This is a genomic window from Streptomyces sp. NPDC093065 (assembly GCF_044754585.1).
Lineage (GTDB): Bacteria > Actinomycetota > Actinomycetes > Streptomycetales > Streptomycetaceae > Streptomyces.
In genome coordinates this window covers 109,249-133,943 of the sequence record NZ_JBIVPJ010000005.1, presented here as the reverse complement: position 1 = coordinate 133,943, position 24,695 = coordinate 109,249, and the positions used below count along the sequence as shown (strand labels likewise).

The window sequence follows — 24,695 nt, the reverse complement described above, 5'->3', positions numbered from 1 at the left end:
CCTTGAACAGGCTACCTTCCCCCGAACGGCCCACCCCGGTCTCCCCGCGTGTGTCGGTTTGCTCACACGCGACTCCCCTACCAGCGGCGGTCAGTCACGCCAAGTGTCATTGAGGGCAGTCCTGGTGCTGCCGACGGTGGCCGTGCGGTTGGCGCCGCTCTCCCAAGTGACTTTGCCCGACTCGTCCTTGCGGATGTACTTGTACTCGAAGGAGGTACCTTCGGGGAGTTCCACGTCCCGCTTCCACACCGGGTAGGCGGCCGGGTCGAGTTCGAGGGCGTTGCCCGGGTTCCAGTTGCCGAGTTCCGGCCGGTTTCCAGTCACGTAGACGTTCTGGCCCCAGCTGGTGGTGGCGTCGACCGCGAAGGAGGCGCCGGAGGCCACCGGTTCGGGGTTGCCGGAATCGCCTCCGCCCTCGCACGTGCGGGCGCCCACGTGCAGGGCGACGGCCGTGTCGGCGCCCAGGGTGGCGGTGAACCGGCCTGCCCCGTCGACCGTGACACCCTTGCCCGACTGGACGTCGCAGTAGTCCCCCGCGGGCAGCGACGTCTGGAACGTCCGGGTCAGCGAGGTGCCCTCGTGGTTGATGGCGACATACGCCCTGGAGCCGCGCCCGAAGGCGATCCGGTCGCCACCGTCGTCCCACCAGTCGGTCACGGCCTGGCCGCGCGCGGTGTTGCGGAGGGCGACCATGGAGGATATCTCGCGCCAGGCGTGCTGGCACTTCCAGCCGTCGCTGTAACAGGCGTTCACCTGTCCGCCGTTGGGCGGGCCCGCGTCCTGGTCGGTGAACTCGTAGCCGGAGTGGACGTCGGGGCTGCCGTAGGGCCAGGCCAGCATGAAGACGTGCGCCAGGGTGTAGTCGGCGCCGTCCTTGTAGGTGAGGGTCTCGCCGTTGCGCTCGGTGTCGTGGTTGGTGACGAAGACGGCGGACCGGTCCGAGGGCATGTAGCCCCAGTTCTCGCCGAAGTCCTTCAGGTACGCGAGGTTCTCGCTGTTGAAGATCCGCTTGAGGTCGCGTGCGTAGCGGAACTCCTGTACGTCGCCGCTGCCGAGGTACTCGGTCGGCGAGACGGCCTCGCCGGCGCCGTAGATCGCCTCGTGCTTCCAGTACACGCCGAGGTTGCTCAGCCGGGACTTGATGTCGGCGAGGTCGGCGGCGGCCATGTGCTTGGCGGCGTCGATCCGGAAGCCGTCGACGCCGAGGGACAGCAGGTCGTCGAGGTAGCCGGCGATCTTCCCCCGTACGTACTCCTCGCCGGTGTCCAGGTCCGCGAGACCGACCAGCTCGCACTCCTGGACGTTGAAGCGGTCGCCGTAGTCGCTGATCTGCGAGGTGCAGTTGTCGAGGTCGCTCGACGAGTAGAGGCCGGGGTAGTCGTACTTGGTGTACGACGAGCCGCCGGTGCCCGTGCCGCTGCCGGCCGACATGTGGTTGATCACCGAGTCGGCGACGACCTTCACGCCCGCCGCGTGACAGGTGTCGACCATGCTCTTGAACTGGGCGCGGTCACCGAGGCGTCCCGCGATCCGGTAGCTCACCGGCTGGTACGAGGTCCACCACTGTCCGCCCTGGATGTGCTCCTGGGGCGGCGAGACCTGGACGTAGCCGTAGCCGGCCGGGCCGAGGGTGTCGGTGCACGCCTGGGCGACGGAGGTGAACTTCCACTCGAACATCACCGCGGTGACGTCCTTGTCGCCGGGTGGGGACGCCTGGGCCGGTGCCGTGGTGGCGAGGAGGCTGCCGGCCACGCCGGCGGTGAGGGCGAGCGCGGTGGCGGTGATTCTTCGCGCTGGGCTGGTGTTCCCGTGCATGGAGTCTCCCGTGTGAGGATGCGGGTGTCTCGGGGGCAGGGTGCCGACGGGTGTCTGGGGAGTCGACGCCCGCCTTGCAATACGTTGCAGAAGAAGACTGCAAGGAGTTGCGGTCGTGACCGTAAGGGCGACGTTCAACGATGGTCAACCCTTCCCGCACGCCGGAAAGTTGAAGCAGGACCTCTTTACGAAGCCGCCGCGTACGGGTAGCTTCGGGCTGCCGTAAGAGCTTTCTGCAACTTTCCGTCCCCTCTTTCAAGATCTGGGGGTCCGGCCGCCCGCGGTTCGGTCCACCACTCTGCGCAGTTCCGCGCGTGGAAGGAGCGCAAGGAGTGACAGCGCCCCCGCAGCCGCCGGAACTCGCGCCGCCGTTCCCTCGTCCTGACTGGTGAACCTGGCGGCGAGGACGAGGGAACGGGGTGCGATGACCGACTGGGCTGCCTGGACGGGAGGGCGGGGGCGGGTACTCGCCGGGGTGGCGGTGTGCACCGCTCTCCTGCTCTCGTTCCACCGTTCGGTGCCCAACCGCGTGGGCGGCCTGGGGAGTCTGCTGGAGTCCTTCCTGCCGTGGCTCGGCGTGGTCGTCGTGGTGCTGCTCGTCCTGTCGCTGGTGCGCCGCTCGGCGCTCGCCCTGGTGGCACTGCTTCTGCCGGCGGCCGCCTGGACGTACCTCTTCGGCGGGCTGCTCCTGCCCGCGCCGGAGCCCGGCGCCGACGACCTGGTGGTGGTGCAGCACAACGTCAGCGACGAGAACACCGACCCGGCGGGCACGGCCCGCGCGCTCGCCGGAGCCGGGCCCGACCTCGTCGCCCTGGAGGAACTGGTGCCGCCGGCGCTGGAGGCGTACGCGACGGCACTCGCGCCGGACTATCCGTACCGGACGGTCCGGGGCACCGTCGGCCTCTGGTCGAAGTACCCGCTCTCCGGTTCACGTCCACTGGACATCAAGCCTCGCGGCATCGAGGAGGAGTGGGAACGCGGGCTGCGGACGGTGGCGCACACGCCGCAGGGCGAAGTCGCCGTCTATGTCGCGCACCTGCCGTCGGTCCGGGTAGGGGCGGGCGGTCTCGCGTCGGCCTGGCGGGACGACAGCGCAGGACGGCTGGGCGACGCCCTCGACGCGGAGGAGCTGCGGCGGGTGGTCCTGCTGGGCGATCTCAACGGCACGGTCGACGACCGGGCGCTGCGTCCCCTGACCGACTCGCTGAACGTGGCCGTGCGGGGCCTCGCGCTCAGCTTTCCCGCCGGTCTGCCGCTGGCCCGGATCGACCAGGTGATGGCCCGCGCCGGGACCGTCGGCGCTCTGCGCACCCTGCCCGCCACCGGCAGCGATCACCTTCCTGTCGTCGCCCAGATCTCCTGGGACTGAAGCAAGCGGCTTGCGGTGTTTGCGTTAGCCTTGCGTCTGTGACGCGACGACTTGCTCAGGTGGCGAAGAAGGTTGGGGTCAGCGAGGCCACGGTCAGCCGGGTGCTCAACGGCAAACCGGGAGTCTCGGAGACGACCCGGCAGTCCGTACTGAGCGCGCTGGACGTCCTGGGCTACGAGCGGCCCACCCAGCTGCGGGGCGAGCGCGCCCGCCTGGTCGGACTGGTCCTGCCGGAGCTGCAGAACCCCATCTTCCCCGCGTTCGCCGAGGTCATCGGCGGTGCCCTCGCCCAGCAGGGGCTGACCCCGGTGCTGTGCACCCAGACCAAGGGCGGCGTCTCCGAGGCCGACTACGTCGAGCTGCTGCTGCAACAGCAGGTCTCCGGAGTGGTGTTCGCGGGCGGTCTGTTCGCGCAGGCCGACGCCCCGCACGACCACTACCGGCTGCTCGCCGAGCGCAACATCCCGGTGGTGCTGATCAACGCGTCGATCGAGAACCTCGACTTCCCGTGCATCGCCTGCGACGACGCCGTCGCCGTCGAGCAGTCCTGGCGGCACCTGGCGTCGCTGGGCCACGAGCGGATCGGCCTCGTCCTCGGCCCCTCCGACCACATCCCCTCCCGCCGGAAGCTGGCCGCCGCCCGCGACGCGGCCCGGGCCGCGGGCACGGAGCTGCCCGGGGAGTTCGTCGAGCGGGCCATGTTCTCCCTGGAAGGCGGCCAGGCAGCCGCCACCCGCCTCCTGGAACGCGGCATCACCGGCATCATCTGCGCCAGCGACCCCCTCGCCCTCGGCGCCGTCCGCGCCGCCCGCCGCCACGGACACCGCGTACCCCACGACGTCTCCGTCGTCGGCTACGACGACTCCGCCTTCATGACCTGCACCGAACCACCCCTCACCACCGTCCGCCAACCCATCGAAGCCATGGGACGCGCCGCCGTCGACCTCCTCTGCGCACAAATCCAAGGCACCGAAGTCCCCCACGGCGAGCTGCTCTTCGAACCGGAACTCGTGGTCCGGGGCTCCACGGCGCAGCCGGCCGCCGACTAGGGGACCTCTCAGCACCGCCCTGTGACCGCAAGTCTCTTGCGGGAAATGGCAGTGGCTTGCGGCTATCCGACGTAGCTCGTGAAAGCCGCTGATCCGAGCCGTGCCCCGACGCCTCTCCGGCCCTCACCGGCACCACCGAGCCCTGCCGCGGGCCCACTTCGCGCTGCCCATCCTGTAGACGACTCAACATTTCTCTGCAACTCTGCGAGCGCTCCGCGTAAATGTCAGAGAACATTGAGTGTCTACCTGATGTGGGGACAGATGAGAAACCGGAACTGGAGATCGCGGGCCGTGTGCACCGTGGTCGCGACCAGTCTCCTGGCGTTGGGAGGACCGCTGCTGTCGGCCACGGCCGCCGGTGGCCCCAACATCGCCGTGGGAGACGCCACCGCGGCGAGCAGCTCGCACGGTGAGTACGGCGCCGCCAACATCACCGACGGCAACCAGGGCACGTACTGGCAGAGCGGCGGCGGCAGCCTGCCCCAGTGGGTCCAGACCGACCTCGGTGCCACCGAGCGGATCGACGAGGTCGTGCTGAGACTGCCGGCCGGCTGGGAGAGCCGCGACCAGACGCTCTCCGTCCAGGGCAGCGCCGACGGCACGAGCTTCAGCACGCTGAAGACGTCCGCCACCTACGCCTTCGACCCGGGTTCGGGCAACACGGTCACCGTGTCCTTCCCCGCCACGCAGACGCGGTTCGTGCGGGTGAACATCACGGCGAACACCGGGTGGCAGGCGGCCCAGCTCTCCGAGCTGGAGGTGCACGCGGCCGGGGAGTCCTCCACCAACCTCGCGGCCGGCCGGCGTCTGACGGCGAGCAGCTCCACGGGCGCGTACACCCCGGGCAACGGCAACGACGGCAACAAGGCCACCTACTGGGAGAGCGCCAACAACGCCCTGCCGCAGTGGCTCCAGGCCGACCTCGGCTCCTCCCGCCGCGTCGACCGCGTCGTCCTGCGGCTGCCGGACGGCTGGCCGAACCGCAGCCAGACCCTGAAGATCCAGGCCAGTGAGAACGGCACGGACTTCACCGACCTGACCGCGGCCAAGGCGTACACCTTCGACGCGGCCGGCGGTCAGTCGGCGACGGTCACCTTCGACGCGGCCACCGCGCGCTACGTGCGGGTTCTGGTGAGCGCCAACACCGGTCAGCCCGCGGCCCAGGTCTCCGAGCTGGAGGTCTACGGTCCGCAGACGGGCGACACACAGGCCCCGTCCACCCCCGCGAACCTCGCGTTCACCGAGCCGGCCACCGGGCAGATCAGGCTGACCTGGAACGCGTCCTCGGACGACACGGCCGTCACGGGGTACGACGTCTACGCCGACGGCGACCTGCTGACCTCGGTCGCGGGCGACGTCACCACGTACACCGACACCCGGCCGGCCGACACGACGGTCACCTACTACGTGCGCGCCAGGGACGCGGCAGGCAACCAGTCGGGCAACAGCAACTCGGTCACCCGCCGCGCCTCGGCCGGCGACACCCAGGCACCCACCGCGCCCTCGAACCTGACCCTCACCGAACCGGACGCGGGTCGGATCAAGCTGACTTGGGACGCCTCCACCGACAACAAGGGTGTCACCGGGTACGACATCTACGCCAACAACCAGCTCCGCAAGAGCGTCGCCGGAGACGTCACCACCTACACCGACAGCCAGCCGGCGTCGGCCAACGTGACCTACTTCGTGCGGGCCAAGGACGCGGCAGGCAACGAGTCGGGCGACAGCAACTCCGTGATCCGCAACGGCACCAGGGACGGTTCGAACCTGGCCGTCGGCAAGCCGATCAGCGCCTCGTCCTTCATCCACACCTACGTGGCCGAGAACGCCAACGACAACAGCACGTCGACCTACTGGGAGGGCGCGGCGGGCAGCTACCCGAACACGCTGACCCTGAAGCTGGGCGCGAACGCGGACGTCGACAGCGTCGTCCTCAAGCTCAACCCGGACAACAGCTGGTCGAAGCGCACCCAGAACATCCAGGTGCTCGGCCGGGCCCAGGACGCGTCCGGCTTCACCTCGCTGGTGGACGCCGAGGACTACGTCTTCGACCCGGCGAGCGGCGGCAACAGCGTGACGATACCCGTCGGCGACCGGGTCGCGGACGTCCGGCTGAGGTTCACCTCCAACACCGGGGCGACGGCCGGGCAGATCGCCGAGTTCCAGGTCGTCGGCACCCCGGCGCCCAACCCGGACCTCGAGGTGACGAAGCTGACCACGTCGCCCGACTCCCCCGTCGAGTCGGACGAGATCACGGTGTCGGCGACGGTCCGCAACAGCGGCGCCGCGAAGGCCCCGGCCGGGAAGGTCGCCATCAGGCTCGGAGACACCAAGGTCGCCACCGCCGACGTCCCCGCCCTGGAGGCGGGTGCGCAGACCACGGTCAGCGCGTCCGTCGGGGCCCGCGACGCCGGTTCGTACGAACTGAGCGCGGTCGCCGACGAGGCGAACGAGATCATCGAGCAGAACGAGACCAACAACACCTACACGCGGCCCGATCCGCTGGTGGTCAAGCCGGTGCAGAGCTCCGACCTGGTCGCCGCCGTCACCACCTCGCCGTCCAGTCCGGCCGCCGGTGACGACGTGACCTTCAAGTTCGCGCTGAAGAACCAGGGCACCCAGGACTCCGCGGGCGGCAGCCACCCGGTGACACTCACCCTGGTCGACGCCGAGGGCGGCACGGTCAAGACCCTGACCGGCACGCACTCCGGTGTCATCGCCGCCGGCTCGACGGCCCCGGCCGTGAGCCTCGGCCCCTGGAAGGCGGCCAACGGCTCCTACAGCCTGAAGGTCACGGTCGGCGACGACGCCAACGAGCTGCCGGTCAAGCGGGAGAACAACACCTCCACCCAGCCGCTGTTCGTCGGGCGCGGCGCGAACATGCCGTACGACACGTACGAGGCGGAGGACGGCACGGTCGGCGGCGGTGCCACCGTGGTCGGGCCCAACCGCACCATCGGCGACATCGCGGGCGAGGCGTCCGGCCGCAGGGCCGTCCACCTGGACAAGACCGGCGAGTACGTCGAGTTCACCACCAAAGCGGACACCAACACCCTGGTGACCCGCTTCTCGATCCCGGACGCTCCGGGCGGCGGCGGCATCGACGCGACGCTCAACGTGTACGTGGACGGCGTCCTGAAGAAGGCGCTGCCACTGACCTCGAAGTACGCCTGGCTGTACGGCGCCGAGGCCTCGCCGGGCAACTCCCCCGGCGCGGGCGCCCCGCGGCACATCTACGACGAGGCGCACCTCATGCTGGGCGAGACCGTCCCGGCGGGCAGCAGGATCCGGCTGCAGAAGGACGCGTCGAACACCTCCGACTACGCGATCGACTTCGTCGACCTGGAGCAGGTCTCCGCGCTGGCGAACCCCGATCCGGCGGCGTACGCGGTGCCCGCCGGCTTCACGCACCAGGACGTGCAGAACGCGCTCGACCAGGTCCGCATGGACACCTCGGGCAAGCTGGTCGGGGTGTACCTGCCGCCCGGCGACTACCAGACGTCGAGCAAGTTCCAGGTGTACGGCAAGGCGGTGAAGGTGGTCGGCGCCGGGCCCTGGTTCACCCGGTTCAACGCGCCGTCGACGCAGGACAACACCGACATCGGGTTCCGGGCCGAGGCGAGCGCGAAGGGCTCGACGTTCGCGAACTTCGCCTACTTCGGCAACTACACGAGCCGTATCGACGGGCCGGGCAAGGTGTTCGACTTCTCCAACACCTCGGACATCGTGATCGACAACATCTGGAACGAGCACATGGTGTGCCTGTACTGGGGCGCCAACACCGACCGGATGACGATCAGGAACTCCCGGATCCGCAACATGTTCGCCGACGGCGTCAACATGACCAACGGCTCGACCGACAACCTGGTCTCCAACAACGACGCCAGGGCCACCGGCGACGACAGCTTCGCGCTCTTCTCGGCGATCGACGCGGGCGGCGCGGACATGAAGAACAACCTGTACGAAAACCTCACGACGACGCTGACCTGGCGTGCCGCGGGTCTCGCGGTCTACGGCGGCTACAACAACACCTTCCGGAACATCCACATCGCGGACACCCTGGTCTACTCGGGCATCACCATCAGCTCGCTGGACTTCGGCTACCCGATGAACGGCTTCGGGACCGATCCGACGAGCTTCGAGAACGTGTCGATCGTCCGGGCCGGCGGACACTTCTGGGGCGGACAGACCTTCCCCGGCATCTGGGTGTTCTCGGCGTCCAAGGTGTTCCAGGGGATCAGGGTGAACAACGTCGACATCGTCGATCCGACCTACAGCGGCATCATGTTCCAGACGAACTACGTGGGAGGCCAGCCGCAGTTCCCGATCAAGGACACGGTCTTCACCGACGTCTCCGTCACGGGCGCGCACAGGAGCGGTGACGAGTTCGACGCCAAGTCCGGCTTCGGCCTGTGGGCCAACGAGATGCCCGAGGCCGGGCAGGGACCGGCGGTCGGTGAGGTCACCTTCAACGGACTGAGGCTCGGCGACAACGCCGTGGACATCCGCAACACGACGTCCACCTTCAAGATCACTCGCAACCCGTAGACCCGTACCCGGTCCATACCGGGGTCCGACAGTGTTCCTTGTCGGACAGGTCACCGACTGGCGCAAGTCTCTTGCGAGACTTGCGCTAGTCTTGCGTTTGTGACGCGACGACTTGCTCAGGTGGCGAAGAAGGTTGGGGTCAGCGAGGCCACGGTCAGCCGGGTGCTCAACGGCAAGCCGGGGGTCTCGGCGGCCACCCGGCAGTCCGTGCTCAGCGCGCTGGACGTCCTGGGCTACGAGCGGCCCACCCAGCTGCGGGGCGAGCGCGCCCGCCTGGTCGGACTGGTCCTGCCGGAGCTGCAGAACCCCATCTTCCCCGCGTTCGCCGAGGTCATCGGCGGCGCGCTGGCACAGCAGGGGCTGACCCCGGTGCTGTGCACCCAGACCAAGGGCGGCGTCTCCGAGGCCGACTACGTCGAGCTGCTGTTGCAGCAGCAGGTCTCCGGGGTCGTCTTCGCCGGCGGCGGGCTGTTCGCGCAGGCGGACGCCCCGCACGACCACTACCGGCTGCTCGCCGAGCGCAACATCCCCGTGGTGCTGGTCAACGCCTCCATAGCCGACCTCGGATTCCCCTGCATCGCCTGCGACGACGCGGTGGCCGTGGGCCAGTCCTGGCGGCATCTCGCGTCGCTGGGACACAAGCGGATCGGCCTCGTCCTCGGCCCCTCCGACCACATCCCGTCCCGCCGCAAGCTGGCCGCCGCCCAACAGGCCGCGGAGGCGGCGAAGGGCACCCTGCCCGACGCCTACGTGGAACGGGCCATGTTCTCCCTGGAAGGCGGCCAGGCAGCCGCCACCCGCCTCCTGGACCGCGGCGTCACCGGCATCATCTGCGCCAGCGACCCCCTCGCCCTCGGCGCCGTCCGCGCCGCCCGCCGCCACGGACACCGCGTACCCCACGACGTCTCCGTCGTCGGCTACGACGACTCCGCCTTCATGACCTGCACCGAACCACCCCTCACCACCGTCCGCCAACCCATCGAAGCCATGGGACGCGCCGCCGTCGACCTCCTCTGCGCACAAATCCAAGGCACCGAAGTCCCCCACGGCGAGCTGCTCTTCGAACCGGAACTCGTGGTCCGGGGCTCCACCGCACAGGTTTCCGCCCGGTAGCGGAACCTCAACTTCTACAACGGACTGTCAAACAATTACGAAGTGAGCGCGAGATATTGCGCTCACTTGTTCGCGGTGGTTGAGTGAGCGGCGCCCCACAACGCATCGGCGGTGGGGCGCCTTCCACGTTCATGCCCGAAGGGGACCACCCATGAGAAGTGCTCGGTTCCGCCGTACTCGCCGTGCCGGCGCCATCACGCTCGTCTCCGCTCTCACCCTGACCGCTCTTGCCGCCTGCGGCACGAGCAGCAGTGACGACGGCGGCGGTTCCGAAGGCGGCAGCGGGTCCTCCGACCCGGCCGCCCCGCTGGACCCGAAGACCAAGGTGACGATCACCATCGACTGCATGCCGCCGAAGGCGAAGGCGGCCGAGCTCAAGGAGTGGCAGGAGGACGTCGAGGAGTTCAACAAGACCTACCCGAACGTCACCGTCGAGGGCCGCTCCACCCCGGGCCAGTGTCTGGAGCCGCCGCGCTTCACGGCGATGCTCAAGGCCAAGTCGCAGCCCGACGTCTTCTACACGTACTTCACCGACCTGCCCCAGGTACTGGACAACGACGGCGCCGAGGACATCACCGCGTACGTCAACGACAAGAGCGTCCCGGCCCTCAAGGACATCGACCCGAACGTCCTCGGCTCGCTCAAGCACGAGAACAAGCTCTACGGCCTGCCCACCAGCAACTACACGATGGGCCTGCTGATCAACCGCAAGCTCTTCGAGCAGGCCGGGCTCGACCCGGACTCACCGCCGCGCACCTGGGACGAGGTCCGTACCGCCGCGAAGAAGATCGCCGGCCTGGGCGACGGCATCGCCGGCTTCGGGGAGTACAGCGCGGGCAACACCGGCGGCTGGCACTTCACCGCCCAGATGTACAGCCGTGGCGCCGATGTCGTGGACCAGAGCGGCAAGAAGGCGACCTTCAACAACGAGGTGGGCAAGGAGGTGGCCGAGAACCTCCACGCCATGCGCTGGGAGGACGAGAGCATGGGCAAGACCCAGCTGCTCAAGTGGGGCGACCTGCAGAAGCAGATCGCCACCGACAAGCTCGGCATGTTCCTCGCCGCGCCGGACGACATCACGTACATGGTCCAGCAACTCGGCGCCGACTACGAGAACTTCGGCATGGGACCGATCCCGGGCGAGAAGAACACCCTCGCCGGCGGCAACAACTACATGATCAAGAAGGGCATCTCGTCCGACAAGATCAAGGCGGGGATCGCCTGGCTGAACTTCCAGACGCTCACCGTCGGTGAGGGGCAGTTCAACTGGGCCCGCAAGAAGACGGACAAGCTGCCGGTCGGCCTCCCGCAGCCCAACTTCTGGCTGAACGAGTCGAAGAAGAAGGACGACGCGGCCCGCCTGACGCACGCCACCATGCCGGTCGAGAACTTCAAGACCTTCATGGACAACCCGGTTCCGGGCCTGGCCGAGCCGCCGAAGGCCCAGGAGGTCTACAAGGTCCTGGACAACGTGATGTCCGGCATCCTCACCAACGAGGACGCCGACATCGACAAGCTGCTCTCCACCGCGGAGCAGCAGGTCAACCAGGTTCTGGCCACGCAGTGACCGGCTCCCTCGGGGGGCGGGCCGCACCGCCCCCCGGGGCCCATGAGATCAGCCCCAAGGAGCGACGATGTCGGCCCCCAGCCTGACCCCGACCAAGGCGGCCAGAGCACGCCACGCCCAGCCGCCGGTGGACGGCCCGCCCCGGCGCGGCGGGGCGTTCACCAGGAGCCTGAAGCGCAATCTCACCGCACACGGCTTCCTGATCGGAGCGGTGCTCTGCTTCGCTTTCTTCTCCTGGTACCCGATGGTCCGGGAGTTCTTCCTCGCCTTCCAGAAGACGGACCAGGGCGAGGTCTCCTGGGTCGGCCTGGAGAACCTGGAGACGGTCTTCAACGACCCGGCCTTCTGGCAGGCGTGGCGCAACACCGCGCTGTTCACGGTGCTGGCCCTGGTTCTCGGCTTCGCCGTGCCGTTCGTCGTCGCGATCGTCATCAACGAACTCAGGCACGGCAAGGGCTACTTGCGTCTGCTCGTCTACCTGCCGGTGATGCTGCCCCCGGTCGCCTCGGTGCTGCTGTTCAAGTACCTGTACGACCCCGGTTACGGCCTGCTCAACGAGGTGTTCGGCTTCTTCGGACTGCCCGAGCAGCAGTGGCTGCAGGATCCCGACCTCTCGATGCTGTCCGTGGTCATCGCGTCGACCTGGATGAACATGGGCGGCGCGGCGCTCATCTACCTGGCCGCGCTCCAGGGCATCCCCGGCGAGCTGTACGAGGCGGCGGAGCTGGACGGTGCCGGGCTGCTGCGCAAGATCTGGCACGTGACGATCCCGCAGACGCGGCTCATCCTCTCGCTGATGCTGCTGATGCAGGTCATCGCCACCATGCAGGTGTTCGTGGAGCCCTTCCTGCTCACCGGCGGCGCCGGCCCCGAGGGTTCGACCACCACGGTCGTCTACCTCATCTACCAGTACGCCTTCAACTTCAACAACTACGGTGCCGCGGCGGCCCTCGGCCTGCTGCTCCTCGTACTGCTTGCCGGGTTCTCGGCGGCGTACGTGAAGCTCAGCCGCGCCGAGGACGCGTAGAGCCGGGGGAAACCACAGATGTCCACACGCACTCTCGTCTCACCGGCCCAGCTCGCCCGCCCGCGCGGGAAGGCGCTGTACTGGGTGGTGTTCGGCCTGGTCGTCGCCCTGTTCACGGTGGTCTTCCTCGGCCCGATGTACTGGATGGTCTCCAGCGGTTTCAAGAACACCCAGGAAGCCGTGCAGACTCCGCCGACGCTGGTCCCCGAGTCCTTCCAGCCCGACAACTACTCGCAGGCGTGGAACGTCATGGACCTGGCGAGCCTGCTGGGGAACACCCTGTTCTACGCGTTCGGCGCGCTCGCCTTCCAGTTGGTGTTCGACGTGGCGGCGGCCTACTCGCTGTCCAAGCTCCGGCCGGTCTTCGGCAAGGCCGTCCTCGGTCTGATGCTGGCGACGCTGATGATCCCGGCGACCGTGCTGGTCGTGCCGCAGTACCTGACGGTGCTGGACGTGCCGGTCTTCGAACGCAACCTGCTCAACACGCCGTGGGCGATCTGGCTGCCGTCGGTGACCAACGCCTTCAACATCTTCCTGCTGAAGCGGTTCTTCGACTCGATACCCCGGGAACTGCTCGACGCCGCCTCCATGGACGGTGCCTCGCCGATGCGCACGCTGTGGTCGGTCGTGCTGCCGATCTCGCGGCCCATCCTGGGCGTGGTGTCCATCTTCGCGATCGTGGGCGTCTGGAAGGACTTCCTCTGGCCCATGCTGACCCTGCCCGACCCGGCCAAGCAGACCCTGAACGTCGGGATCTACTCCCTGTCCAACGGGGTGCCCGTGAACGTGCTGATCGCCGCGCTCACCATGGCCTCACTGCCGACGCTCATCATCTTCCTGATCTTCCAGCGCAACATCATGAGCGGACTCACCGCCGGAGGACTCAAGGGCTGAGAACCGATGGCCGCGGCGCTCGCGCCGGCCGCCGTCCGCCCCGCCTCCCGGCAGCACGTCCCGTCAGCCTTCGCCGTCGGCCCGTCCGACGCCCCGCTCTGTCCGGGCCGGCGGCGAAGATCCACTCTGCCCGAAAGGACCGTCACGTGGCAGCCCCCAACTCGCACCGCGCCGAAGACTGGTGGCGCGACGCCGTCATCTACCAGGTGTATCCCCGCAGCTTCGCCGACGGCGACGGCGACGGCACCGGTGACCTCGCGGGCGTGCGGGCGAGACTGCCCCACCTCGCCGGACTCGGCGTGGACGCCGTCTGGTTCACCCCCTGGTACGTCTCGCCGCTCGTCGACGGCGGCTACGACGTCGCCGACTACCGCACCATCGACCCGGCCTTCGGCACCCTGGGCGAGGCCGAGAAGCTGATCGCCGAGGCGCGGGAGCTGGGCATCCGCACCATCGTCGACATCGTCCCCAATCACGTCTCCGACCAGCACGTCTGGTTCCGTGCGGCGCTGGCGGCGGGTCCGGGCAGCGCGGAGCGGGAGCGGTTCCACTTCCGTCCCGGCCGCGGTGAGCACGGCGAACTGCCGCCCAACGACTGGCCCTCGCAGTTCTCCGGCCGCACCTGGACCAGGGTCGAGGACGGCGAGTGGTACCTGCACCTGTTCACCCCGGAGCAGCCGGACCTCAACTGGGCCCATCCCGAGGTGCGCCGCGAGCACGAGGACGTGCTGCGCTTCTGGTTCGAGCGCGGGGTGGCCGGAGTACGCATCGACTCCGCGGCCCTGCTCGCGAAGGACCCCGCGCTCGCGGACTTCGTGGAGGGCGTCGACCCGCACCCGTACATCGACCAGGACGAGCTGCACGACATCTACCGCTCCTGGCGGCGGGTCGCCGACGAGTACGGGGGCGTCTTCGTCGGGGAGGTGTGGCTGCCCGACGCCGAGCGCTTCGCCCGCTATCTGCGCCCCGACGAACTGCACACCGCCTTCAACTTCAACTTCCTGTCCTGCCCCTGGGAGGCGGAGCGGCTGCGCCGCACCATCGACGACACCCTGGCCGAGCACGCCCCCGTCGGCGCCCCGGCCACCTGGGTGCTCTGCAACCACGACGTGACCCGCACGGTGACCCGGTACGGCCGCGCGGACACCGGCTTCGACTTCGCCAAGAAGGCCTTCGGCACCCCGACCGACCTGGCCCTGGGCACCCGGCGGGCCCGGGCCGCCGCGCTGCTGACGCTGGCCCTGCCCGGCTCCGTCTATCTGTACCAGGGGGAGGAACTCGGCCTGCCCGAGGCCGACATCCCGCGCGGGCGGATCCAGGACCCGATGCACTTCCGCTCCGGCGGCGTGGATCCGGGCCGCGACGGCTGCCGCGTCCCCCTCCCGTGGGTCGCCGACGCGCCGTACTGCGGGTTCGGCGCGGAGACCGAGCCCTGGCTGCCGCAGCCGGCGGGCTGGCCGGCGTACGCGGCGGACCGTCAGGCCGCGGACCCGGACTCGATGCTGTCGCTGTACCGCGAGGCCCTGCGCCTGCGCCGCTCCACCGCGGATTTCGGCGCCGGTCCGCTGGAGTGGCTGCCCGCGCCGGACGGCGTCCTCGCGTTCCGGCGCGCGGACGGCACGACGTGCGTCGTCAACCTGTCCCCCGCGCCGGTGGAGCTGCCCGCGCACGGTGCCGTACTGCTCGTCAGCGGGCCTCTGGACGAGGCCGGCCGGCTGCCGTGCGACACGGCGGTGTGGCTGCGCGCCTGAGCCACACCGGAACGGCACCTTCCGCCGGAGCGCGGGCTCCGACGGGGGTGCCGCCGTCGCCGGTCGTCCCGTGGCAGGGCAGAATCAGGACCGGAGGCCGTGGGAGGAGGCGACGCGTGCGGGTACGACCGTGGCTGGACGGGCTGCGCCGCCCCCCGAATCCCCTCGTGAGCGGGCACCGGGCGGCGCGGGGCGTGCTGCGGTCGGTGTCGGAGTCGCTGGGCGCCCGCCGCCGCCTGGCCTGGCTCAACGCGGCGGACCTGAGTATCGGGACCACGCTCGACGTGCGGCGGACGGCGGAGGAGCTGGCCGACTACACCGTGCCGGAGCTGGCCGACGGCTCCGCGGTGGACCTGCTCGACTCGGTACTGCGCTTCCAGGAGGGCGACCGGGTCCCGGGAGGGGGCGCGCCGCGGCTCAGGGCCATGGCGGTGTCGGAGGTCGAGGGCCTGAACCTCGCGCCCGATCCCGTGGGCGAGCTGTCGGTGCACACCGCCGACCGGCTGGGGCAGCGGTGCCTCACCACCCGCCGGCCGGTGCTGGTGTCCCGGATGACGCGGTCGGACTTCGCCGTGATCGCCCCCTCGCGCGAGTCGTCGGAGATCATGCGCCGGGCGGGCGTCCACTCCTACCTGGCGGTGCCCCTGATCGCCCGCGGGGTGCTGCTGGGTCTCGCCGACTTCGTCCGGGCCGGTCACCGGGCGCCGTTCAACCGGACCGACGTGGCCCTCGCCATGGAGCTGGCGTCCAAGGCCGCCGTCTGCATCGACAACGCCCGGCTCTACGGGCGCGAGCGCGACCACGTGGTCACTCTCCAGCGGGCGCTGCTCCCCCGGTCCAGCCCGAGCACCCCCGGCCTGGACGTGTCCTCCTGCTACGACCCGGCTGCCGATCCGGCCGCCGTGGGCGGCGACTGGTTCGACGTGGTCGCGCTGCCCAGCGGCCGTACCGCGCTGATGGTGGGCGACGTGATGGGGCGCGGTCTGGCCGCCGCCGCGACCATGGGGCGGCTGCGCACGGTGGCCCGGACCCTGATGGCACTGGACATCGCGCCCGAGCGGCTGCTGGCCCGGCTCGACCTGGCCGCCCGCGACCTGGAGGAGGACCAGGTCGCCACCTGTCTGTGCGCGGTCTACGACCCGTACGGCAGCACCTTCCGCATCGCCAGCGCCGGGCACCCGCCGCCGCTGCTGACCGGGCCCGACGGTGCGGTCTCGTTCCTGGAGGTGCCCACGGGGGCGCCGCTGGGGACGGGGGTGATCCCGTACGACCGGGTCGAGCTGCCGGTGCCCGAGCGGAGCCGGCTGACGCTGTACACGGACGGCCTGATCAGGTCGCGCACGGCCGACCTGGGCACCCAGCTGGAGCGGCTGCGCGAGGCGGTCGGCGACGGCGTGCCCGAGGACGGCACGGAGTGCCGTGCGGTGGCCGAGCGGGTCGGTGGCGACCGGTCGGACGACGCGATCGTCCTGGTCGCCTTCGCCCGGCCGCTCGGTCCGGACTGCGACGTGTACGTGCGGGCGCTCCCGCCGGACGGCAAGGCCGCCGGGCAGGCCCGTAGCGCGGTGCGCGAGCAGTTGGAGCGGTGGGGCCTCGACGAGCTGGTCGACACCACGGAGCTGGTGGTCAGCGAGCTGGTCGGCAACGCCCTGCGCTACGGGAACGCCCCCGGGGAGCTGCGGCTGCTGCGGCACGAGCGGCTGTCCGTGGAGGTCTCCGACTCCGGTCCCGACCTGCCGCAGATCCAGCACGCGGACGTGAGCGACGAGAGCGGGCGCGGGCTGCAGCTGATCAACATGATGTGCCGGCGCTGGGGCTCGTGCCGCACACCCGGCGGGAAGGTCGTCTGGGCCGAGCAGGACCTGCCGGTGCGGGCCGGGACGCCCGGCCCGCAGTAGCTCTCCGCGGCCCGCCTACGCGGCCCGGGCCGGCGCGGGCCGCTCGAACTGGGTGCGGTGCAGTTGGGCGTAGCGGCCGTCGGCCGCGAGGAGTTCCTCGTGGGTGCCGCTCTCCACGATGCGGCCGGACTCGACCACGAGGATCCGGTCGGCCGCCCGGACCGTGGACAGCCGGTGCGCGATGACGACGGCCGTCCTGCCCTGCAGGGCCTCGGTCAGGGCCTCCTGGACGGCCGCCTCGGAGGTGTTGTCGAGGTGGGCGGTGGCCTCGTCGAGGATGACGACGCGCTGGCAGGCCAGGAGCAGCCGGGCGATGGTCATGCGCTGGCGTTCGCCGCCGGAGAGCCGGTAGCCGCGCTCGCCGACCACGGTGTCGAGCCCGTCGGGCAGGGACCGTACGAGGTCGGCGAGGCGGGCGCGGCGCAGCGCCTCCCACAGTTCGTCCTCGGCGGCGCCCGGCCGGGCGAGCAGCAGGTTGGCCCGGACGGTGTCGTGGAAGAGGTGGCCGTCCTGGGTGACCATGCCGACGGTGCCGCGCAGCGAGCGCGCGCTCAGTTCGCGCACGTCGACGCCGCCGACGCGGACGGTGCCGGCGTCGGTGTCGTACAGGCGCGGCAGGAGCTGGGCGATGGTGGACTTGCCGGCGCCGGACGAGCCGACGAGCGCGATCGTCTGTCCCGGTTCCGCGCGGAAGGAGAGTCCGTGCAGGACCTCTTCACCGCCGCGGGTGTCCAGGGAGGCGACCTCTTCGAGCGAAGCGAGGGAGACCTTGTCGGCGGACGGGTAGCCGAAGCGGACGTCGTCGAACTCGACGGCGACGGGGCCGTCGGGGACCGGGCGCGCGTCGGGCTTCTCGTCGATGAGCGGGGTCAGGTCCAGGACCTCGAAGACCCGCTCGAAGCTGACGAGGGCGCTCATGACCTCGACCCGGGCCCCGGCGAGCGCGGTCAGCGGCGCGTACAGGCGGGTCAGCAGCAGGGCCAGCGCCACGACGGCGCCGGGGTCCAGGGTGCCGCGCAGGGCGAACCATCCGCCGAGGCCGTAGACGAGGGCCAGGGCGAGCGCGGAGACCAGGGTGAGCGCGGTGATGAAGGCGGCCTGGGCGGTGGCGGTGCGCACGCCGATGTCGGCGACGCGGCGGGCGCGGTCGGCGAACTGGGCGGACTCCTCCTCCGGGCGGCCGAACAGCTTGATCAGGGTGGCGCCGGGCGCCGAGAAGCGCTCGGTCATACGGGTGCCCATGTCGGCGTTGAGCGCGGCGGCCTCGCGCTGCATGCGGGCCATGCGGCTGCCCATGTGCCGTGCCGGGAGCACGAACACCGGGAGCAGTACCAGGGCGAGCAGGGTGATCTGCCAGGACAGGGTCAGCATCACGGCGAGGGTGAGCAGCAGCGTGACCACGTTGCTGACCACGCCGGACAGGGTGTTGCTGAAGGCGCGTTGGGCGCCGATGACGTCGTTGTTGAGACGGGAGACGAGCGCTCCCGTACGAGTGCGTGTGAAGAACGCGACCGGCATGCGCTGCACATGATCGAACACGGCCGTGCGCAGATCGAGGATGAGTCCCTCCCCGAGCGTCGCCGAGAGCCTGCGGGAGAGGATGCCGAGCACCGCCTCGGCGAGGGCGATGAGCGCGATGAGCAGGGCGAGGCGCACGACCGTGCCCTCGTCGCCGTCCGACACGATCGCGTCGACGACCTTTCCGGCGAGGACGGGGGTGGCGACGGCGAGCAGTGCGGTCGCCATCCCGAGCAGCACGAAGCGGACGATGCGGCGGCGGTGCGGGCGGGCGAACGCGCCGATGCGGCGCAGCGTGGCGCGGGCGAAGGGGCGGCGCTCGTCTTTGGCGTTCATGACGCTGTACAGCTGCGTCCAGGCCGTGGTCTCCATACTCATGCGGATGACCGTAGAACCTCGACCTTCCTTGAGGTCAAGGAGGCGCATCCCCCGGTACGTAAGCCCGTGTCCGCGCGTCGGCCATCCGTAGTTGGCGCGGCTGGGGGAATGTCTTGTGGTGTGACGACAGCGGTTCGAGTCTCCGAGAAGCCACTCCTGCACCGCGTCCCGGTCCGCCGGGTGCTGTGTGTGCTTCCGCTGCTCCTGGTGGGCGTGGTCGCGGTGCGGCACCGGTCGGTGCTGGCCGACGGCTTCGGCCATCTCGCCACGGCCCGCTGGCCCTGGCTGCTGGCGGCGGCCGCCGCGACCTGTCTGACCTGGGTCGCCGCCGCGTGCACCCGGCAGGGCGCGGTGGTGGAGCGGCTGCCCCGGCGGCGGCTGCTGGCCGCGCAGTTCGCTGCGGGCGCGGCCAACCACCTGCTGCCTACCGGGCTGGGCGCGAGCGCGGTGAATCTGCGGTTCATGACGGTGTGCGGGCTGCCGCTGGCCCGTTCCTCGGCCGCGCTCGCGCTGTATCTGCTGGCGGAGAGCGTCGGCCGGCTCGCCCTGCTCGGCGCCCTGCTGCTCGCGTTCCCCGGCGCGCTGCGGCTCGGCACGCTGCTGCCGGAGGGCGCGGTGGGGCCGCTGCTGGCCGTCGCGTGCACGGTCCCGGTGATGGCGGCGGTGGCGCTGGCGCTGCTGCCGCGGCTGCGCGGGGCGCTGGTCTCCTTCCTGCGGACGGCGCTGGGCGAGGCCCGGTCGGTGCACGCCCGCCCGGCGCGGGCGCTGGCACTGTGGGGCGGTGCGCTGGCCTTCCCCGCCCTGCAGGCCTCGGCGCTGGTCCTGGTGGGGCGGTCGCTCGGACTGGGGGTGCCGGCCGGGCACATGGCGGTGGCGTATCTCGCGGCGACGGTGGCGGTGGCGCTGGTGCCCACGCCGGGTGGCATCGGCTCGGTCGAGGCGGCGCTGGTCGTGGCGCTGGTGGCCGCGGGCGGGCCGGCGGCCGTCGCCACGGCGGTGGTGCTGGCGTTCAGGCTGCTGACGGTGTGGCTGCCGCTGCTGCCGGGGGCGCTGACACTGGCGGCACTGGTCCGGATGCGGGTGATCTGAGGGACCCCAGGCCAGGCGGGTCGGGTGGTTCAGGCGACGGTGACGTGCACCGGCCCGCCCCCGGGGTCGACGCGGTGCGTCCAGCGCGCCGTCAGCGTCAGCGGGCGGTGCGGGACGGCCGTGGTGAGGTGGAACCGCTCGCGGTGCAGCAGGCGGCCGTCCTGGGTGACGTACAGGACGGGGCGGGTCAGCGGGACCGCCGTGCGCAGGAGGTACGGGAGGCGGTCGGCCGGGGTGACCCGGTTCGGTGCGACGCGCAGCAGGGGCGGGCCGACGACCAGGGGGACGCCGGCGGGCCAGTACGGGTGCGTGGGGTGTGTGCGGTGGGTCGGGTCTGTCGGGTCCGCAGTCGTGCCGTCCGTGAACCAGTCGCGTACGGCGGTCGCGGTGTGCGCGCCCTCGCGGGCCGCCGTGGCCGCGCTCTCGACGGCGTGCAGCACGCTGCCGACCGCGAACACGCCGGGTCGTGAGGTCCGCAGGGAGCCGTCCACCGCGGGGCCGCGGGTGGCGGGGTCCAGGGTCAGCGCGCCGCGCCGGGCGAGTTCGTGGTCGGGGACGAAGTCGCCGGTGAACACGGCGGTGTCGCAGCGCAGCGTGGCCGTGCGGCCGTCGCGGTGGCGTACGCGCACACCCGTCAGGCGGCCGCGGCCGAGGAGTTCGGTGACGGTGGTGCCGGTGAGGACGGGGGTGCCGTGTCCGAGGCGCGCGTCCAGGGTCCGGATGCGGCCGGCGGGGGCCCGGGGCAGCTCCGTGAGCAGCGCGGCGACCTCGGCTCCGGCGGCCCGTACGGTGTCGGCGGCGGCGTGCGAGACGTCCTCGGCTCCGACGATCACCGCGCGGGTGCCGATGTGCTGTCCGTGGAGGTGGACGGCCTGCTGGAGTTCGCCGGTGGTGTACACGCCGGCGGGCCGGGTGCCGGGGACGAGGCGGGCGGCGCGGGGGCGTTCGCGGGCGCCGGTGGCCAGGACGACGGCGCGGGCGGCGAGGGTCTCGGCACCCCGCGGTCCGACGGTGGTGAGGGTGCGGGGGCCCGCCCAGTCGAGGGCGGTGACGCCGGTGCGTACGTCCGCCCCGGCGCGCACGGCCGATTCGGCGAGGAGACGGGCGTGGACCGGGCCGGTCAGTGCGTGCGGCCAACTGCCGAAGCCCCGGTGCGCGCAGTGCCTCGGTACTCCTCCGGGTGACTGCTCGCGTTCCAGGACCTCGACGCGGACGCCGGTCCGGGCGAGCCGGGCGGCGGTCGTGAGTCCGGCGGGCCCGGCTCCCACCACCAGTACGTCGACCTGTCGACTTGTCACCCCTGCCGCCGCCCCTCCTCGAACAACGCCCTTACCGCAGCCCCGCAGTAGAAGCCCTGGCAGCGCCCCGCCCGGGCCCGGGTGCGGCGGCGCAGTCCGTCCAGTGAGCGGGGCGGTACCGGGCCGGCGAGGGCGTCGCGGATCTCGCCGCGGGAGACGCGTTCGCAGTGGCAGACCAGGGTGCCGTACTCCGGGTCCGCGGCGACCAGTTCGGGCCGCTGGTGGGGGCGGGGGAAGGCCTCGCCGAGGTTGGGCATGCGGACCGGTTCGAGCGGGCGCCGGGGGCCGAGGTCGAGGCCGGTGCCGGCGAGCAGCCCGGTGACGTGGTCGGCGATGGCGAGGGAGGCGGTGAGGCCGGTGGAGCGGATGCCGCCGACGGTGACGTATCCCTGGCCGGGGTGGGCGGCGATCCGGTAGTCGTCGTACTCGGTGGCGGCGCGCAGGCCCGCGTAGACGGCGGTGACCTCCTCGTCCAGCAGGGCGGGCAGGATGCGGCGGCACTGTTCGCGCAGGCGGCTCAGGCCCTCGGCGGTGGAGCCGGTGTCGCGCTTGTCGTCCAGGTCCTCGGCGGTGGGACCGAGCAGGACGTTGCCGTAGACGGTCGGGGCGACCAGGACGCCCTTGCCGAGGGCGGTGGGGACGGGCAGGAGGATGTGGCGGACGAGGGCGCGGGCGAACTTGTCGTGGACGACGAGTTGGCCCCGGCGCGGGGTGACGGTGAAGTCTTCGTGGCCGAGGTTCCGGTCGAGGGTGTCGGCGTGCAGTCCGGCGGCGTTGACCAGCCGCCGGGCGTGCAGCGGGCCGCGCGGGGTGTCGAGTCGGTGCATGCCGTCCGCGCGTCCGGCGTGCGTGACCGGCGCGTTCAGGTGCAGGTCAACTCCGGCGCGGACCGCCTGGACGGCGTACGCCAGGGTCGTCGTCCACGGGCAGATGACGCTCTCGCCGGGCACGTGCAGGGCGCCGAGTGCGCCGGGGCCGAGGTGGGGTTCGCGGGCGTAGAGGTCGGCGGGGCCGAGGAGGCGGGTGTCGTGGCAGTCGTTGCGCGCGCCTTCTCGGCCAGGCGGGGAAGCTCCGCGAGCTGTTCCTCGTCCCAGGCGACCAGCAGGGCGCCGACGCGTTCGACGGGAATGCCCGACTCGACGGCGTAAGCGGCGAGTTCGCGGGCGCCCTCCCGCACGAGCCGGGCCTCCAGCGATCCGGGCGCGGCGTCGAACCCGGTGTGCAGGATGGCGGTGTTGGCCTTTGAGGTGCCCTGCCCGACGTCGTCCTGCGCCTCGACGAGGGCGACCCGCAGCCCCGGGTGGTGCGCGAGCCTCCGTGCGATGGCGCACCCGACGACCCCGGCACCGACGACCACCACGTCGTACGGGCCGACGGGCAGGGCACCCGACGCGGTGACGGTCATGCGGGACTCCCTGCGCGCGACGCGCCGCTCGGGCCACCGCGTGTGCCCGCCCCCGGGAGCGGCGTTCCCGACGACCGACCGGTACGCGAACCTCCGGAGGCACCCCGCCCGTCGACGCTCCCGGCGCCGGGAGCCGCCGCGCGGGGTCGTCGCCCGGACCGGCGCCCGTGCCCGCGCGGCACGGACGCCGAAGACGGTCCGGCATGCCGCTCCACGACAGACCGGAACCCCGCACGATCCCGCCCCGTCGAGCCTTCGGTGCCGGTCGCCGTCAACGGGTGCGGTGCCGGAAGCGGCACGGCGGCATGCTGCGCGGCGGGCCGGGACGGGCGCCGGGTGTTGCCGGGCCGGGACCCGGCTCCCGCAGCGTCCGGCGCGGGTGCGGCGGGCGTGGGCCGTGACGTGCAGGCGGGGCGGCGGGCAGGGTGGTGGCCGTACGGCGTCACACCGGCGCCCGGACAACCGGCACCGCGACCACCCGTCACACCGACCCCCCGGCGATCAGCGCCGTGACCGCCGTGCGGAACCGGGTGCGGCGCTCGGTGGCCTCGTCGGCGGTGACGCGGGGCTCGTACACCGTGGTGGGGCCGATGGCGGGGAGTGCCTCGGTGAGGGTGAGAGCCGGGTCCGCGCCGAGCCGGGCGAGGGCGCCGACGCCGAGCGCGGTGGCGTCCGGCAGCGCGGACACCTCGACCGGGCACTGCAGCAGGTCCGCCTGGGTCTGCATGAGAAGCGCGGAGCGGGTGAGGCCGCCGTCGGCGCGCAGTGCGGTCAGTGGGGCACCGAGGTCGGCGGCCGCGGCGTCGGCGAGTTCGGCGACCTGGGCGGCGAGGCCCTCGCACAGGGCGCGCACCAGGTGACCGGGGGCGGTGTCCAGGCCGAGACCGGTGAGCGAGCCGCGCAGGTCACCGCGCCACCAGGGGGCGGCGAGCCCGGCCAGCGCCGGGACGAAGGTGACGCCGCCGGTGTCGGGGACCGCGGCGCCCACGGGGTCGAGGTCGGCGGCGCCGGTGATGACGCCCAGATCGGTGAGCCAGCGTACGGCGGAGGCGGCCGTGTACACCTGGCCGTCCAGGCAGTGGTCGGTGCGTCCGCCGAGCCGCCAGGCCACGCAGGCGGCGAGTCCCGAGGCACCCCGCCGCGGTGCGCCGCCGGTGTGGGCGAGGAGGAACGCGCCGGTGCCGTAGGTGCACTTGGCCGTGCCGGGTTCGGTGACGCGCTGGGCGAGCAGTGCGGCCTGCTGGTCGACGGCGAGGCCGGTGAGCGGCAGTTCGGGACCGAAGGCCTTCGTCGTGCCGACGTGGGCGGCGTTGTCCACGATGTCCGGGAGCCGTTCGCCGGTGAGACCGTGGAGCTCCAGGGCGCGGGGCGACCACTCGGCGCGGTCGAGGTCGAGGAGCTGGGTGCGGGAGGCGGTCGCGGCGTCCGTGACGTGGGCGCCGGTGAGACGGTGGACCAGCCAGGTGTCGGAGGTGGTGACGTGGCCGGCGCGGGTGAGGTGCCGTCGTATCCAGGCCATTTTCGGCGCGGCGAAGTAGGGGTCCAGGGGCAGGCCGGTCAGGTCCCGTAACTCGTCCGAGTGATGGGCGAGTTCGGCGCAGAGCGGTTCCGCCCGGCGGTCCTGCCAGACCAGTGCGTCGGTGAGCGGGCGCGGCCGGTACCGGGGTCCCAGGCGAGCACCGTCTCGCCCTGGTTGGCCAGGCCGAGCGCGGTGACCGGCTCGTCCGCGGCGGCGAGCGCCCGGCGCCCGGCGTCGACCACCGAGCCGTACAGCTCCTCCGGGTCCGCCTCCACCAGGCCGCCGGGCAGGTACCGGGGGCGGACCTCGGCGAACCCGGTGCCGACGACGCCGCGTTCGGGGCAGATCACCAGGGCCTTGGTGCCGGACGTGCCCTGGTCGACGGCGAGCACCGCGTCCGGCATCGCGCAACCTCCCGGCTCCGGCGCCGACGGTCTCGGCGATCACTGCGCGCCAG

General features: G+C 71.6%; 13 protein-coding genes and 2 pseudogenes. 10 read left to right on the top strand and 5 right to left on the bottom strand.

What is annotated here, in order from left to right; genetic code table 11:
- Positions 1-90: 90 nt before the first annotated feature.
- Positions 91-1,815 carry a carbohydrate-binding module family 20 domain-containing protein gene (locus tag ACIQFU_RS11385; RefSeq protein ID WP_402550640.1) on the bottom strand — a complete coding sequence of 575 codons (1,725 nt, stop codon included), beginning with the start codon at positions 1,813-1,815 and terminating at the stop codon, positions 91-93.
- Between the two features lie 424 nt (positions 1,816-2,239).
- Here ACIQFU_RS11385 and ACIQFU_RS11380 point away from each other — a divergent pair, with 424 nt between their 5' ends.
- The 9 genes from ACIQFU_RS11380 to ACIQFU_RS11340 all read left to right on the top strand — a co-directional run bounded on the left by ACIQFU_RS11380 (position 2,240) and on the right by ACIQFU_RS11340 (position 17,031).
- Positions 2,240-3,184, top strand: a complete 945-nt coding sequence (locus ACIQFU_RS11380) for an endonuclease/exonuclease/phosphatase family protein (RefSeq protein WP_402550639.1) — start codon at positions 2,240-2,242, stop codon at positions 3,182-3,184.
- A 38-nt stretch (positions 3,185-3,222) separates the two neighbouring features.
- A complete protein-coding gene (locus ACIQFU_RS11375; protein ID WP_402550638.1) occupies positions 3,223-4,233 on the top strand; it encodes a LacI family DNA-binding transcriptional regulator in 1,011 nt (336 codons plus the stop codon).
- Between the two features lie 261 nt (positions 4,234-4,494).
- Positions 4,495-8,781 carry a discoidin domain-containing protein gene (locus tag ACIQFU_RS11370; protein ID WP_402550637.1) on the top strand — a complete coding sequence of 1,429 codons (4,287 nt, stop codon included), beginning with the start codon at positions 4,495-4,497 and terminating at the stop codon, positions 8,779-8,781.
- A 99-nt stretch (positions 8,782-8,880) separates the two neighbouring features.
- Entirely contained in the window at positions 8,881-9,894 is a 1,014-nt protein-coding gene (locus tag ACIQFU_RS11365) for a LacI family DNA-binding transcriptional regulator (RefSeq protein ID WP_402550636.1), read from the top strand.
- A gap of 151 nt (positions 9,895-10,045) precedes the next feature.
- Positions 10,046-11,461, top strand: a complete 1,416-nt coding sequence (locus ACIQFU_RS11360) for an extracellular solute-binding protein (protein WP_402550635.1) — start codon at positions 10,046-10,048, stop codon at positions 11,459-11,461.
- A gap of 67 nt (positions 11,462-11,528) precedes the next feature.
- The gene (locus tag ACIQFU_RS11355) at positions 11,529-12,488 is read left to right on the top strand and encodes a carbohydrate ABC transporter permease (protein WP_402550634.1); all 960 of its coding nucleotides are present in this window, start codon (positions 11,529-11,531) and stop codon (positions 12,486-12,488) included.
- An 18-nt stretch (positions 12,489-12,506) separates the two neighbouring features.
- On the top strand, positions 12,507-13,382 hold the full coding sequence (locus tag ACIQFU_RS11350; RefSeq protein WP_402550633.1) for a carbohydrate ABC transporter permease: 876 nt from the start codon (positions 12,507-12,509) through the stop codon (positions 13,380-13,382).
- A 146-nt stretch (positions 13,383-13,528) separates the two neighbouring features.
- Entirely contained in the window at positions 13,529-15,133 is a 1,605-nt protein-coding gene (locus tag ACIQFU_RS11345; protein WP_402550632.1) for a glycoside hydrolase family 13 protein, read from the top strand.
- A gap of 116 nt (positions 15,134-15,249) precedes the next feature.
- Positions 15,250-17,031, top strand: a complete 1,782-nt coding sequence (locus tag ACIQFU_RS11340; protein ID WP_402550631.1) for a SpoIIE family protein phosphatase — start codon at positions 15,250-15,252, stop codon at positions 17,029-17,031.
- A 15-nt stretch (positions 17,032-17,046) separates the two neighbouring features.
- Here ACIQFU_RS11340 and ACIQFU_RS11335 read toward each other — a convergent pair whose 3' ends face one another.
- Positions 17,047-18,927, bottom strand: coding sequence for an ABC transporter ATP-binding protein (locus ACIQFU_RS11335; RefSeq protein WP_402550630.1), 1,881 nt, complete (start codon positions 18,925-18,927; stop codon positions 17,047-17,049).
- A 189-nt stretch (positions 18,928-19,116) separates the two neighbouring features.
- On the opposite strand from ACIQFU_RS11335, the gene ACIQFU_RS11330 reads away from it, so the two are divergent.
- Positions 19,117-20,016 (top strand): YbhN family protein, encoded by a 900-nt coding sequence (locus tag ACIQFU_RS11330; RefSeq protein WP_402550919.1) that lies wholly within the window; start codon positions 19,117-19,119, stop codon positions 20,014-20,016.
- A gap of 29 nt (positions 20,017-20,045) precedes the next feature.
- Here ACIQFU_RS11330 and ACIQFU_RS11325 read toward each other — a convergent pair whose 3' ends face one another.
- The 3 genes and pseudogenes from ACIQFU_RS11325 to ACIQFU_RS11315 all read right to left on the bottom strand — a co-directional run bounded on the left by ACIQFU_RS11325 (position 20,046) and on the right by ACIQFU_RS11315 (position 24,642).
- Positions 20,046-21,314 carry an NAD(P)/FAD-dependent oxidoreductase gene (locus ACIQFU_RS11325; RefSeq protein WP_402550629.1) on the bottom strand — a complete coding sequence of 423 codons (1,269 nt, stop codon included), beginning with the start codon at positions 21,312-21,314 and terminating at the stop codon, positions 20,046-20,048.
- A pseudogene (locus ACIQFU_RS11320) lies at positions 21,311-22,719 on the bottom strand (FAD-dependent oxidoreductase). The gene ACIQFU_RS11325 and the pseudogene ACIQFU_RS11320 overlap by 4 nt, the downstream one beginning before the upstream one ends.
- A gap of 481 nt (positions 22,720-23,200) precedes the next feature.
- A pseudogene (locus tag ACIQFU_RS11315) lies at positions 23,201-24,642 on the bottom strand (FGGY family carbohydrate kinase).
- Positions 24,643-24,695 lie beyond the last annotated feature (53 nt).

Excerpts from the sequence above, each read along its gene's own strand:
- ACIQFU_RS11385 (WP_402550640.1), bottom strand. The coding sequence starts at position 1,815 with ATGCACGGGAACACCAGCCCAGCGCGAAGAATCACCGCCACCGCGCTC.
- ACIQFU_RS11380 (WP_402550639.1), top strand. The coding sequence starts at position 2,240 with ATGACCGACTGGGCTGCCTGGACGGGAGGGCGGGGGCGGGTACTCGCC.
- ACIQFU_RS11370 (WP_402550637.1), top strand. The coding sequence starts at position 4,495 with ATGAGAAACCGGAACTGGAGATCGCGGGCCGTGTGCACCGTGGTCGCG.
- ACIQFU_RS11360 (WP_402550635.1), top strand. The coding sequence starts at position 10,046 with ATGAGAAGTGCTCGGTTCCGCCGTACTCGCCGTGCCGGCGCCATCACG.
- ACIQFU_RS11355 (WP_402550634.1), top strand. The coding sequence starts at position 11,529 with ATGTCGGCCCCCAGCCTGACCCCGACCAAGGCGGCCAGAGCACGCCAC.
- ACIQFU_RS11350 (WP_402550633.1), top strand. The coding sequence starts at position 12,507 with ATGTCCACACGCACTCTCGTCTCACCGGCCCAGCTCGCCCGCCCGCGC.
- ACIQFU_RS11335 (WP_402550630.1), bottom strand. The coding sequence starts at position 18,927 with ATGAGTATGGAGACCACGGCCTGGACGCAGCTGTACAGCGTCATGAAC.